This is a genomic window from Deinococcus aquiradiocola (genome assembly GCF_014646915.1).
GTDB classification, from domain to species: Bacteria; Deinococcota; Deinococci; order Deinococcales; family Deinococcaceae; genus Deinococcus; species Deinococcus aquiradiocola.
The window spans coordinates 673471-685986 of record NZ_BMOE01000001.1 but is presented as its reverse complement, the minus strand read 5'-3'; the positions used below and the strand labels follow the sequence as shown (position 1 = coordinate 685986).

The 12516-nt window shown below is 67.2% G+C and carries 15 protein-coding genes; 4 read left to right on the top strand and 11 right to left on the bottom strand.

The features are described 5' to 3' along the window. Nucleotides 1-27: 27 nt before the first annotated feature. The 10 genes from IEY33_RS03170 to IEY33_RS03125 form a co-directional block, all read right to left on the bottom strand. Complete coding sequence (locus tag IEY33_RS03170) at nucleotides 28-1983, bottom strand: ParB/RepB/Spo0J family partition protein (RefSeq protein WP_188960735.1); 1956 nt, start codon at nucleotides 1981-1983, stop codon at nucleotides 28-30. Between the two features lie 26 nt (nucleotides 1984-2009). After that, complete coding sequence (locus IEY33_RS03165; RefSeq protein WP_188960734.1) at nucleotides 2010-2465, bottom strand: hypothetical protein; 456 nt, start codon at nucleotides 2463-2465, stop codon at nucleotides 2010-2012. Beyond that, nucleotides 2462-3568 (bottom strand): helix-turn-helix domain-containing protein, encoded by a 1107-nt coding sequence (locus IEY33_RS03160; protein ID WP_188960733.1) that lies wholly within the window; start codon nucleotides 3566-3568, stop codon nucleotides 2462-2464. Before IEY33_RS03160 ends, IEY33_RS03165 begins: the two co-directional genes overlap by 4 nt. Beyond that, nucleotides 3565-4083 (bottom strand): hypothetical protein, encoded by a 519-nt coding sequence (locus IEY33_RS03155; RefSeq protein WP_188960732.1) that lies wholly within the window; start codon nucleotides 4081-4083, stop codon nucleotides 3565-3567. Before IEY33_RS03155 ends, IEY33_RS03160 begins: the two co-directional genes overlap by 4 nt. Continuing rightward, nucleotides 4083-5309: a phage recombination protein Bet gene (gene bet, locus IEY33_RS03150; protein WP_188960731.1), complete on the bottom strand. Its 1227-nt coding sequence runs from the start codon at nucleotides 5307-5309 to the stop codon at nucleotides 4083-4085. Before bet ends, IEY33_RS03155 begins: the two co-directional genes overlap by 1 nt. Beyond that, nucleotides 5306-5503, bottom strand: a complete 198-nt coding sequence (locus tag IEY33_RS03145; protein WP_188960730.1) for a hypothetical protein — start codon at nucleotides 5501-5503, stop codon at nucleotides 5306-5308. The genes bet and IEY33_RS03145 overlap by 4 nt, the downstream gene beginning before the upstream one ends. Before the next feature lie 73 nt (nucleotides 5504-5576). Then, nucleotides 5577-5966 (bottom strand): hypothetical protein, encoded by a 390-nt coding sequence (locus IEY33_RS03140; RefSeq protein ID WP_188960729.1) that lies wholly within the window; start codon nucleotides 5964-5966, stop codon nucleotides 5577-5579. Continuing rightward, entirely contained in the window at nucleotides 5963-6199 is a 237-nt protein-coding gene (locus IEY33_RS03135; protein WP_188960728.1) for a hypothetical protein, read from the bottom strand. Before IEY33_RS03135 ends, IEY33_RS03140 begins: the two co-directional genes overlap by 4 nt. After that, nucleotides 6199-6399, bottom strand: coding sequence for a hypothetical protein (locus IEY33_RS03130; protein ID WP_188960727.1), 201 nt, complete (start codon nucleotides 6397-6399; stop codon nucleotides 6199-6201). Before IEY33_RS03130 ends, IEY33_RS03135 begins: the two co-directional genes overlap by 1 nt. A 116-nt stretch (nucleotides 6400-6515) precedes the next feature. Further along, nucleotides 6516-6764 (bottom strand): helix-turn-helix transcriptional regulator, encoded by a 249-nt coding sequence (locus IEY33_RS03125; RefSeq protein WP_188960726.1) that lies wholly within the window; start codon nucleotides 6762-6764, stop codon nucleotides 6516-6518. 118 nt (nucleotides 6765-6882) lie between these two features. On the opposite strand from IEY33_RS03125, the gene IEY33_RS03120 reads away from it, so the two are divergent. The 4 genes from IEY33_RS03120 to IEY33_RS03105 all read left to right on the top strand — a co-directional run bounded on the left by IEY33_RS03120 (nucleotide 6883) and on the right by IEY33_RS03105 (nucleotide 11096). Continuing rightward, on the top strand, nucleotides 6883-7413 hold the full coding sequence (locus tag IEY33_RS03120) for a helix-turn-helix transcriptional regulator (protein ID WP_188960725.1): 531 nt from the start codon (nucleotides 6883-6885) through the stop codon (nucleotides 7411-7413). Further along, entirely contained in the window at nucleotides 7413-8051 is a 639-nt protein-coding gene (locus IEY33_RS03115) for an ImmA/IrrE family metallo-endopeptidase (RefSeq protein ID WP_188960724.1), read from the top strand. Before IEY33_RS03120 ends, IEY33_RS03115 begins: the two co-directional genes overlap by 1 nt. A gap of 94 nt (nucleotides 8052-8145) precedes the next feature. Then, a complete protein-coding gene (locus IEY33_RS03110) occupies nucleotides 8146-9078 on the top strand; it encodes a hypothetical protein (RefSeq protein ID WP_188960723.1) in 933 nt (310 codons plus the stop codon). A gap of 518 nt (nucleotides 9079-9596) precedes the next feature. Continuing rightward, nucleotides 9597-11096 carry a recombinase family protein gene (locus tag IEY33_RS03105; RefSeq protein ID WP_188960722.1) on the top strand — a complete coding sequence of 500 codons (1500 nt, stop codon included), beginning with the start codon at nucleotides 9597-9599 and terminating at the stop codon, nucleotides 11094-11096. Nucleotides 11097-11417: 321 nt separating this feature from the next. Here the strand turns inward: IEY33_RS03105 and IEY33_RS03100 are convergent, their stop codons facing one another. Continuing rightward, complete coding sequence (locus IEY33_RS03100; RefSeq protein ID WP_188960721.1) at nucleotides 11418-12467, bottom strand: YifB family Mg chelatase-like AAA ATPase; 1050 nt, start codon at nucleotides 12465-12467, stop codon at nucleotides 11418-11420. Nucleotides 12468-12516: the final 49 nt, after the last annotated feature.

The following is a 12516-nucleotide window of genomic DNA, read 5'->3' as shown; positions in this document are numbered from 1 at the left end:
ACGGCACGGCGGCCGCCCCGAACGTGATCAGTCCTCGGTCCCGGTGTCGTCTTCGCCCGGGTCCTCGTCGCCCTCGCCGTCTTCGTCTGAGGCGATGACTGGAGCGGCCTCGGCGGCCAGGAGGGGCGGCAGGGCCTCGGGGAAGCGGGCGATCGCCGGGACGTAGCCCTGCTCGAACAGTGCGTCCGCGTGCGCGAGGATCGCTTCACGGATGAGCTTCGACGTGCCGAGCTTCGCCATGCCTTCGTGGTCGAGTCCGGCGTCCCCCGCGAGTTCGATCAGGCGGTCGCGGGTGTACGCCTTCAGGTGCGCGTCGGTGAGCCGCAGCGCGGGGCGGGCCTGGACGTCGTGCCCGAGCCGGGTGACGAATTCCGCCACGGGTCCTTCCGGCTGGTAGATGTTCCAGTTGGCGAGCGTGCAGGCGGTCAGGATGCCCTGCAGGTCGAGCAGTTCGCCCAGCTCCAGGGTCATCAGGGCCGTGTAGAACGCGAACTCCCTGCTGTCGCGGTCCCGCCAGTTCCCGCTGAACCGGTCGCCCTGAACGGGGCAGCGGGCGTACCTGTCGCCGGGCTGCTTCACGCCGAGCAGGCCGCCGAGCCGTTCGTCCAGGGCCTGGAGTCGCTCGCGCACGGCGGGGACGTCCAGCACCTCGACGCTGCTCCAGTCGACACGGAGTTTGCTGGCGCTCCCGCCGAGCATGCCGAGCAGCGTGAGGGCCACGCCGCGTTTGTGGTCGCCGACCAGGGCGGTGCGGAGGCTGGCCGCGCGGGCGGCGTGCCCGTCGATCCAGCCGGACTTGCGGATGGCGCCGCCGCTGCTGCCGGTCGCCTCGCTGGCCGTGGCGGCCTTCCTCGCCGCGCTCTCCGCGCGTTCACGGGCCGCCTCGTCGGCCTTCCGGACCACGCCGCTGTTCTCCCGCACCTCTCCGGTCACGGTGCTGACCTTGAACACGGTGCCCTGCAGGTCCCTGTAACCGGAGTGGGCGGTGTAGTCCGGCCAGCCTGCGGACAGGGCAGAGCCGTGCGCCGACTGGCTGGTCTCGACCTCCACGAAGTGGTGCTTCCCTCTGGCGCGCAGTTTGTCGGCCCGGGCGTTGACCCAGTCGAGCTGAAGGGCCAGCGCCGCACCCGGGTCGGCGAAGCGGGGCGGCACCTCACCGAACAGGTCCTCAACGACTTCCAGGCCGGAGGAGGGCACGTCGAATCTGGCGTGCGCGACGAGGAAGCTGCCTTCCCTGATCAGGGTCCGCAGGCCTTCCGGCTTCGCTCCCCGGAGTGCCGCGCCGATCAGGTGCCTGCGCATCGGGCCTTTCGTGTGGGCGATGATCTGGGCGTTGCCGAGGGAGATCTCCCCGGCGTCCAGCAGCCCGCGCGCTTCCTCGCCCAGGTCGCGGGCCAGCAGCAGGCGCTGCTCGACGGTCTTCTGCCCGAAGCCGAACTTCAGGGCGATGTCTTCGGGCGTGGCGCCGAGCGTCACCATGCCCAGGAAGGCGTCGGCCTCCTCCAGCGGGCTCATGCTGCGGCGCTCGACGTTCTCGGCCGTGGCGAGCTGCAGGGCTTCGAGGTCGGTCAGGGCGGCGAGGCGGACGGGCACGTCGAACAGCGGGGGGATGCGTCCGGCGTCGGCCAGCAGCGTGAGGGCCTTCAGGCGGCGGCCGCCGGCGATGACCTCGTACGTGTTCGGCTGGTCGCCCCGGCGGACCACGAGGTTCTGCATCAGGCCCTTGTGGAGGATGCTTTCGGCCAGTTCGGCGATGCTGCCGGGCTCGAAGGCCTTGCGGGGGTTGAGGGGGCTGGCGCGGAGGCTGACCAGGGGCGCGGAGGTGACCTTGCTGCCCTCCAGGATGGGGGTGGCGTGTGCGGAATCAGCCGAGTTAATCGGTGCCAGGTCGGTGGTCGGGGAAGGCGTGACGTTCGCCGGGGCTTCCTTGCGGGCGGGCTTGCGTCTGGTGTCTCTGGTGGTGGTCTTGGCGGTCGCGGTCATCGGAATCTCCCTGGCTGTCGGGCCGGTCAGTTGAGTGGGGTCTTGTGTTCGATGCCGCGCCGGACGGGCAGGATGCGTTCGTCGCTGGTGGCGAGCAGGTGTTCGTGCGTTTCGAGTTCGCGCCGCAGGGCGGGGTGCGTGAGGGCGCCCTTGAGGGCGGCGTAGCGGTCGGCGGCTTCGAGGCGGGAGTCGGCGGGGCTGTTGGGGTTCATGGCGCTGTGGAGGGCGGCCTCGGCGGCGTCCCGGAGGGCGGGCTGGCAGCAGTCGGCGCGGCGGTGGCGGAACTGTCCGGTGGGGAGGGTGAGGTACACGACGCCTTCGGTGTGGCAGTGCGGGCAGCGGGCGTCGATGACGCGGCGCTGCGTGTCGCGCTGCTGCTGCTGGCGTTCGATGCTGCGCTGGAGGGTGCGGGCGGCGGCGGGGCTGGCGGTGAGGAGGCGGGCGAGGCTGAGGACGTCCTTGGGGGCGGGGTCGTGCGTCATTCGGTCCTCCGGGTGGCGGCGATCCGGGCTTTGACCTGGTCGGCGATGCTGGCGGCGGCGGGCGTGGGGGCGGGGTCCGGGTGGGTGGGGCGTTCGGTGCGGCGGAGTTGCGCGGCCTGCGCGTCGAGGAGGCCGATGAGGGGCGTTTTCCAGCGTTTGCCGTTCGCTTCGGTGACGGCGTCGTCCTTGCAGGCCTGGACGGTGGGGGTGGGGAGGCGGAACCAGTCGTGCCGGGTGGGGTCTTCTTCGAGGAGGGTCTGGAGGAAGTCCGGGCCGAAGTACCCGAGGAGGTAGCGGCGGACGGGCGTGTCGGGGAGCGGCGCGGCGTCCGGCGCGGCCGCGGCCCGCGGAACGTGTTCTGTGCCTTTGGCGTGGGGCGGTGTGCCGTCCGGGGTGGGGTGGGGGGGAGCCTGGTCAGGGGGCGTGCCTGGGGTGGCCGCGTGAGCGGCCGGGGGGGTCCGCTCGTGGTGTGGAGCCGAGACCGCCGCCGACCGCCGGGCTTCCGGGGGGGTGCCTCCTGTCTCTGGATCTCCTTCTCTGGGATTTCCTTTGGTGGATATACTTACGCCTCCCTGTTTTTCGGAGGGGTGGGGGGGGTGTTTTTCGGAGGGGTACCCCTCCCTGTTTTTCCCAGGGGTGGGAGAAACCACCCCCCCTTGTTTTTCGGAGGGGTCCGAAATGTCGGGAGGGGTCCCCGCACCCCGCGGGGCGGCCCCGGGGTTCTCCTGGCCTGTCCTGGCCTTGCGGGCCTGCCGTTTCGCGCGGCTCTTCTCGGTCTGTTCGGCGTGAATGGCGCGCACGGCGTCCGTGGAGAGCCAGGTGCTGGGCCTGGTCAGGCGGTAGTGGGGGCGCAGGCCGGGCCGTTCCTGGCGGCTGAGCAGGCCGAAGGTGGTGAGGTTCTGCAGCGCCTGACGGGCGGTGTCTTCGCTCATCAGGCATTCCGCGGCGACCTGTTCGACGCTGGGCCAGCCGATGCCCTGCCCGGCGCGGCGGGCGATCTTGCCGTACACGCGGAACTCGTACGGGGTGAGGGGGTAGTCGTCGACGCTGGAGTGAACGAAGATCACGTTCATCTCGCCGGTGTCGTGCGTGATGTCGTTCATGGTCGGGCCGTCCAGCCGGGGCGGTTCCCGCCGATCACGGCCGTGCAGCGGTGCGCGGGGTGGAGGACGGGGAGGGGGAGGCCGCCGTGCCCCTGCGGGACGGGCACCCAGGCGGGCGTGCCGGTCAGGGTGGGGCGGAGGGTGCCGTCGTGCCGGTCCCAGCCGAGCGTGCACTCGACCTCGTTCGGGTACGGGGTGGGCGTGGCGTGCGCGCAGGTGCCGCACGTCCGGCCGGGTGTGGGTGCGACTGGTGCGGGCGGGGCAGCGTGCCCGAGGTCCGTGATGAGCTGCCAGCGCGGGCCGCCCGTGACCTCGTACGTCGTGAAGTCCCCGTGCTGCGCGCAGGTGCGGACCTCCGCGTCACTGGGGCGGGCGTCCCTGCGGCTGAGCAGCAGTTGCCGCTGCCCGTCCACGACGCGCGCCCGGAGGTGCAGGCCGCGCGTGACGGTCGCGTCCGCCGGTGCGGTCGCCGCCCGGCCGAACAGCGCGGCGATGGTGTCGCGGAGCGCGGGCATCAGCGCGCCCCCCGCGCGCCCTGCCACGTGCGGAACTCCGTGAGGGTCTGCCTGACGGCGTCGTCGTCCCACCCGCCGATGGCGTCCATCAGGAACGCCGCCTGTTCCTCGGTAAGGTGCCTGGTGCTGGCGGGGGGTGCGGGGAGGTTCAGGAGCCACTGCGCGAACGCGTGCCGGTCCGCGGGCCCGCTCAGCTTCAGGCGCGTCCCGTACGCCGTCTGCAGGGCTTTGAGGCGCTCGGGGCTGATCAGCACTTCGCCCTGCACGGGTTGCTGCTGCACGGCCTCCTGACTGAGCCCCAGGTCGTCCGGGGTGAGGTGGCCCGCGTCCACCGGTGCGGGGTGGGCGGCGGTCTGCGCGGCGTGCCGTTCCCCGACCTGCCGCAGGGCCGCGTACACGGCGGCCGCGGCGGCCGTGTCGGTCCTCCAGGCGGGGTGGGCGGCCAGCACGGCGCGCGCCTCGTCCCGCAGGCCCAGCTCGGTGAGGCGCGTCCCGACCCGGCCGATCTTCTCCTCCCACGCCAGCAGGGCCTCCCCGCGCGCCGGGGCACCCTCCCGCAGCGCGGCGCCGCTCGCGTGCGCGACCTCGCGCGTCACATCGACCGTCCTGGCCTGCGGGACGGGCGGGGCGGGCTCACTGTCCGCCTGGGCGAGTTCCTCGCCGGTGTACAGGCCGCTCATGTGCTGCGGGAACGCCTTGCGCAGCGCGAGCGCCTCAGCGACCTTGGCGAGCATCAGGTCCGGCATCTTCTTCCACATCGGGCCCGGCACGCCGTCCCGGTTCGTCTGCACGTAACTGTCCCAGCGGGCCGTCGCCCACAAGGGTTCGCGGAAGTCCGAGCGGAGCACGCCGACCTTCGCGGCGGCAGGCGGGTCGGCGTCCAGCCACACCTCGCGCCACTGCCCGTCCCGGCCGCACCACACGGGACCCATCTGCCCGGCGTACTTGCCGCTCCGTTCGGCGATCAGGCGCAGGCCGTCGATGCTGACCTGCACGCCCATCACCTCACGGCGTTCCTTGGCGTCCCAGCGTTTGATGGCGTAGATCTGGCGGGCGAACGGGTCGAGGCCGGTGCGGTTGCACTGCGCGGTGAAGAGCTGCAGTTCGTCGTCGGTCGCGCCGCGCGCGATGGTGCGCTTGATGAGTTCGACCTGTTCCCGGTCGAGCTGCGGCGCCTGGTGCAGGGTGAGCGGCAGGGTCTGGGAGCGTTCGGCGAGCGGCGTCATTCGCTCCCCCCGGCGCGGTCCACGGTGGGCAGCAGGGCGGTGAGCGCGAGGGCCGCGAGCATCCACAGGATGACCGGCAGGACGTGGGCGTGCGCGGGGTCCACGGCGGCCCACCACGACGCCCGGAACGCCAGGAAGGCGCACGTGATGACGGCGGCGCGCAGGGGCACGCCAGGGGGCAGGGGCGCGCGCATCACTCGGCCCGCCCGGTGTGCGACATCGCCCAGAAGCCGAGGGTCAAGAGGACCGCGATCAGGAGGGCCGTCATCAGCGCCTCCCGTTCAGGGCATCGTCCAGCCCCTGGAAGGACGCCAGCTCGTCCGCGGTGTGCGTGCGGCCGATCAGGGGTTCGGCGATCTCGCAGATGCACGGGGCGGGCGTGGGGTCGCAGTCGGGGCAAGGGCCGTCCCGGTGCGCGTCCCGCCAGCGGGCGAGAGACGCGACCCGTTCCGCGTGCGGGTCCGGGGCGGGCTGCCGGTCGAGGTGCGCCTGCAGGTGAACGAGCAGCGCGCGCTGCTGTGCGGGCGTCAGGACGGCCGTGACGACCGCGCCGGTGTCCGGACAGGCGAGGCGCACCCCGATCAGCGCGCGGTCCGCGTCCAGGGGGTGCAGCGTGACGGGGCTCTGCACGTCACCCGGGGCGTCGATGCGGCTCACCACGCACCGCCCAGCCGGAAGCCGTGCCGCCGCTCCAGCGCGGCCAGGAAGGCGGGGAGCTCGTCCGCGGCGCAGCCGGTCTGGCTGAGGCGCGCGGGCGTGCCGTGCTCGGTGGTGATCTCCGGGCAGGGCGCGTGGAAGGTGACGATCACCATGCCGGGCAGGCACGCGGCCGGGGAGACCGTCACGTGATGCAGCGGCCCGGCCTGCAGGGGGAGGGGAAGGGCGGGCATCAGTCGGCTCCCTGCGTCGTGGGGCGGGGGGAGCGGAAGACCAGGTCGAGCGCTCGCCTCTTGGCGTCGAGGTCCGGGACGTCCGGGTGAATGTCGCGCACGACGAGCGGCGCGATCTGCCGGCCGCGCCGGGCGGGTTTGGCGTCGGGGGTGGGGGAGGGGTCGGCGTGGTCGCTGCGGGTGGAACGTGTCATACTCATGGTGTCTCCTGAACTTCTGTGAGTGCCCCCGGCTCCTACCCCGGGGGTTTTTTGTTTCGTGACCTGGGCCGCCAGTTGCTACACGAGGGTCGAGATCCTGAATGGCCGGGTATGGTTCAAGTGGACGGGACCTCCTGTAGTGCCTTCTGGCCTTTTAGCCGTGTACGGCTAGAAGTTCTCACGAAAAGCCGCTCGACGGGTTCGCCGAGTGCCTCCGCAATTCCCAGAGCGTTGTCGAGCGTAGGCGAGTGTCGCTTCTGCTCGATCTTCTGAAGTGTGCTGAGCGGAATATCCGCCGCCACATGCAGTTCAGGCTGTGTCAGTCCGCGCGTTTCGCGGGCCTCCTTTACACGGTTGTCAGCCATGCCGGAATTATAGCCGTGTACTTCTGTAGCCGTCAATGGCTAGTCATGGGGGAATTGAGCCTTAATCGTCCCCGCTGTAGCCTTGTGTTACTAGCCGTAAGCGGCTATTTTGGGAGGTATGTACGCGATGGCTTTGCCAAAAGCAACGACACCAATCAGATTCAACGCACTTCGCCAACGACGTGAAGAGCTGAGTCGTCTCGAAGGTCGTCGGCTTACGCAAGAAGACATCGCTGATCGTACTGGTGACGCCGTCTCCCAGCGCACCGTGAGTCACCTCGAAGCAGGAACGATTGAGCTCGGTTCCATCGCCGCATCCCGCCTGGTCGCCCTGGCACGCGCCCTCAAATGGACGCTGCTTGAATTACAAGAAGCGACAGGGATCGATCTGGCCATCGAAAGCACCGAGAGCACCACCCCCACAGAAGTGTCCCCCAGCACCGAAAGGGCAAGGGTCCAGATCGAGATTCCTGAAGGCCTCCTCGAAGCCGCGGAGAAATACGGCCGGACCTTCCCCGCGCTCCGCAAACGGCGCGTCCAGGAACAACTCTCCAGCGCCCGCTTCTTCGACGGCGTCGGCCCCCAGACGGCAGAGGAGTGGAGAGACTACTACACGTCCGTGTCACGCTGGATCAGCGACAAGGACTGATGCACGACCTCGCCGCCGCCTTCGTCACCTACGTCCACCACACGCACGCGGGACTCGGACACGTCACGGACTGGAGGGAACTCGCGGCACGCCTCGACGTCCTCGTCCGCCCAGGCATCTACAACAGCTGCCTCCCCGGCACCCCCACCGTCATCACCCTCCAGCCCGACACGTACACCGGCCGCTGGAGCTACAAACCCATGCACGAACTCGCGCACGTCCTCCTCGAACGCAGCGGCATCGAAACCGAAATCCTCCGGCAAGCCGCCAGCAGAGAAGAGGCCGTCACACACATCGAACGCATGTGCCACCACGCAGCCGGACTGCTGCAGATGCCCGCCCCTCTCCTCACCGACGCCACCCGCCGGTACGGTGACACCGCCGCCACCATCCTGCACCTCCGGAAGCACAGCCGCGCCAGCCTGCCCGCCGCACTGCGCCGCTGGGTGTACGACCAGCCCGACGCGCAACGCGCCGCCTTCACCACCAGCGGCGCGTACATCGCGGACGTCGCCACCTGCAACATCTACCTGCCGTTCTGGAAGTACGACCGCGTCGCAGAAGTCACCCTCAAGCACCCGGACATCCACGCGCAGAGCATCGGCACGCGCCAACTGCTCGGTGTGATCGCCTGGTGACCGACAACTGAAGCCCCGCTGACCCGCAATTCGGGGTAGACAAAGACTCAGATTTTGACAACAGCTGTGATCAAGATGCTAGGAGAAAAAGTAAATGGCTAAAGTACAGAGGAAGATAAGGGTCTACTCGTTGAAATTCTACAAGTTTAATACGGCAGCCCAGGCCATACCTTTGTCTCTACAAGAGAAATTGAACGTATTTCAACATATAGTCTCACTCCCTTTTGATAGAAATGTCAATCCGAACGCTTATAAATTTGAAGGACAAAACGCAATAACCGTCAAGTTAGACGATGATGGAAATCAGTCTGGTATTGTAAAAGGTCAGTTCGCTAGTATCAGGCACGACGCTTTGCCACTTGTGGAAACAAACGGTCAATTATCACCCGCCAACATCCCCATTGGTAGTGGAATATATGACCCGGCACATTTTATGTACTTTGTCGACCAGGATCGCCTAGTTCTTGAGGTAAATCAACACGCTCCCCATTACCCAAAACTAGCTGCTCTAATTGTTGACAAAGCGAATACATCGGCTTCTATTGAATTGGACGAAGTAAGTATCGCACCATTAATAGACGCTGCTTCGTTTTATAAATTGCAGATAGATGGTGCTATCGCTGAAGTTGAGATAGAAGTTGTACGTGGATTCGGAAGAGTAGTTGGTAACTCTATAAATGGGCTTGGAACTATAATGGCAGCTTATGACAGTGTCCCGTTGGGGCCTGCATCTTTTAAGATTGGATTTAAAGGCAGTGGGGGTAAAACTAGCAGTATCGGTATGGGTATTCAACAAGAGTTGATCAGCCTGCTCAACCAATTCCCCACAGTAGTGAAGCGGGCCCAGGCGAGGATTAGAGCCAATAGCTCAGGGGCACGTCGAACTGACTGGGTAAACCTGCTCGAAGAAGAGATGCTATTTTATGTGAGCTCCGTCACAGTTGGCTCCAGGATCCTGGATACCACGGATATGTACGTCCAGATCGAAAAGGGGTATTATGAATTTCTGCGACAGCAGAATCCCTAATTGCACTAAATCGGGGACTGGAGGAGGCGGTACGCAATGGAACATCTTCTAAACAACCGGTCGTTAGCTGGTTGGATAGCCCTTGTTGTATCTGCTCTATGTGCCTGGTTTATACCTGACAGTACCAATAGTCTGTATAAAGGCATACAAGCTACATTAAGCAGTACTGCTTTCACAATGCTAGGATTTCTTTTGGCTGCAGTGACTCTTCTGTTAACTATTCAAGACAGACCGTTCGTTATGGAAATAAAAAGACTTAGGCCGGCGATCTGGTTGAATGTAATTTCTGAGTTTTTTTCGACAACATATCTTTTTGGAATCATAGGTTTGATAACCATACTTTTAACGGGTCAGAATACTTATGAGTGCTATCGCTGGTCGTTAATAACATTTATAGCTTCCATGGTTTTTCTCGTAGTATTGTCAATAATACAAGTCTCGAAAATAATATATTTGCTGCGTGTATTGTCAAAAAACTAACGGTCTTAATTATGAAGGCATCGATAGGAGAAAGCCACTTGACCCTTCGTGTCGCCACCTACACCCGCGTCAGTACCGTCGAGCAGGCGGACACCAACCACTCCCTGGACGCCCAGGCCAGCGTCCTCGAAGCGCACGCCGCCGCCCACGGATGGACCGTCACGCACCGCTTCACCGACCCCGGCTGGAGCGGCACCACCCCAGACCGCCCCGGCCTCACCGCCCTCCTCCACACCATCCAGAACAAAGACATCGACGTCGTCCTCGTCTACCGCCTCGACCGCCTCGCCCGCAAACCCGGCCTCGCGTACAAACTCATCGAGGACTTCACCCAGTCCGGCGTCGCCTTCAAAAGCGTCACCGAACAGATGATCGACAACACCACCCCCATGGGCAAAGTCGCCTTCGGCGTCATCACCGCCTTCGCCGAATGGGAACGCGACACCTTCATCGCCCGCAGCCAATCCGGCACGCACAAAGCCATCGAGAAAGGACAATGGCCCGGCGGCATCACCCCCTACGGGTACCGCGTCCACGACAAACGCCTCACCGTCGACGAACAGGCCGCCGAAGCCGTCCGCCTCATCTACCACCTCTGCGCCACCGAAGGCCACAGCACCGTCACCATCAGCGACCGCCTCACCGCCCTCGGCATCCCGCCCCACTACCAGCTCGACGGGCGCGGCGTGCGCGGCAAGAGCACCGTCACGCACTGGCGACCCGGCGGCGTGCTGCGCATCCTCAAGAACCCCGTCTACAAGGGCCTCCCCGAGTACGGGAAACGCAACGCCCGCGCCGGCACGGCAGGCACCGGCATCGTCGTCGGCACCGCCCCCGTCATCGTGACGCCCGAAATCTGGGAGCGCGCACAACTCATGCTGTCCCGCAACCGCCTCACCGCCCTCCGGAACGCCAGGAACATCTACATGCTCAAAAGCCTGATCAAGTGCGGGTCGTGCGGCCGCACCTACGTCGGCAGCAAAGCCGCCAAACCCCGGAACGAGTACTACTACGGCTGCACCGGCCGCACCGTCCGCGGCGGCCGCCCCGAAAGCGAACGCTGCGCCAGCCCCTACGTCCGCGGGCACGACCTCGACGACCACATCCGCCAGGGCATCCGCCGCATCCTCAGCAACCCCGACGAGGCCCTCAAAGCCCACGAAGGCCAGCGGCCCGACCTGCTGGACAACCAGATCACCCAGGCCGAACGCGCCACCCAGGACACCACCCACCAACGCGCGCGCCTCCTCGACCTCTACCTCAGCGGCGACCTCGACAAGGGCGTGTACCTCGAACGGCAGGCCGCCATCGAAACGCGCCTCCAGGGCCTCACCCTGGAACTCACCACCCTTCGCGACGCCGCCCGTCAGCAGGCCAGCGCCGAACACCGCGCCCGGGACGTCCTCGCGCTCAGCGCCCAGCTCGCCGACCGCCTCGACACCCTCACCGACCAGGAATGGCAGACGCTGGCGCACGAGCTCGTCGCCCGCGTTACCGTCCGCCCTGACGGCAGCACCGACGTCACCTGGGCCTTGTAGAGATCAGGGGAAAGTCCCATTCAACAGGTCAGGGAGAAGCCCATGGCAGGCACGCTGCCCCTCCCCCCCGACATCACCGGATCCCACTCCCCCCAAACCTATCTGCCCAACGTCAACACCGCAGACTTCACAGGTCGGGGGCGCTCAGGACCTCGAAGCCGCCCCACACCAGCTGCCCTCCAACACCTCAACCCCGCCGAACACCGCCAGCTCAGACCTGGCGCCCCCAACGGATCGGCGACCACATCGACAACCACTGGGACTGAAGCCCCAACCCACGCTGTCCCACACGCCCCAAACGACTCACTCTGATTGCAGACCTCATGGGCACGGGTTCATGGCGGCCACCAGCTGGAACTGCGCGGGGTAGCGGACGCTGCCGCGCGCGCGGCTGATGAGGACCTCGCCGTCCTCCAGCGGTTGCCGCAGCGTCTCCAGGGCGCGGCGGTTGAATTCCGGGAATTCGTCGAGGAACAGCACGCCCCGGTGCGCGAGCGACACCTCGCCGGGCCTGGGGACGCTGCCGCCCCCGATCAGGCCCGCGTCGGACACCGTGTGGTGCGGCGCGCGGTAGGGCGGCGTCTGCACGAGTCCGCCGTGGCCCGTCAGCATGCCCGCGGCGCTGTGGATGCGCGTCACTTCGAGCGCCTCTGCGCGCGTGAGGCGCGGCAGGAGGCTGGGCGCACGCCGCGCGAGCATGGTCTTGCCGCTGCCGGGCGACCCGATCATCAGCAGGTTGTGGCCGCCCGCCAGGGCGACTTCCAGCGCGCGTTTCGCCTGCGTCTGCCCGCGAATGTCGAGCAGGTCCAGCAGCGCTTCCGCGTCCGGTTCCGGCGTCGGTGCGGGTGCCGGGAAGAGGAGGCGCGTGCCGTTCAGGTGCTCCACGGCCGCGCGGAGGTTCGTGGCGCCGTACACGGTCACCCCGTCGATCAGGGCGGCCTCGTCCGCACTGGGCGCGGGCAGCAGGACCGCGTGGCCGCTTGCGGCCGCGAGCAGCGACAGGTTCACGGCCCCGCCGATGGCGCGCAGGGACCCGTCGAGCGCCAGTTCGCCCGCTGCGATCACGCCGCTCAGCGCGTGCGCGGGCAGCAGGTCCTGCGCGGCGAGCAGGCCGAGCGCGATCGGCAGGTCGTAGATCGGACCTTCCTTGCGGAGGTCGGCGGGCGCGAGGTTCACGGTGATGCGCGCCGCCGGGAACGGGTACCCGCTGTTGCGGACGGCGGCCCGCACGCGTTCGCGCGCCTCGCTGACCGCCTGGTCCGGCAGGCCCACCAGCATGAAGGACGGCAGGCCGGGCGAGACGTCCACTTCCACCTCGACGGGCACGGCGTCCACGCCGATCAGGGCGACACTGCGGGCGGTGGCGAGCATCAGCGGCGGGCCGGGGCGGGGGAGACGGGGGCGGGGTGGGCGCGGCGGG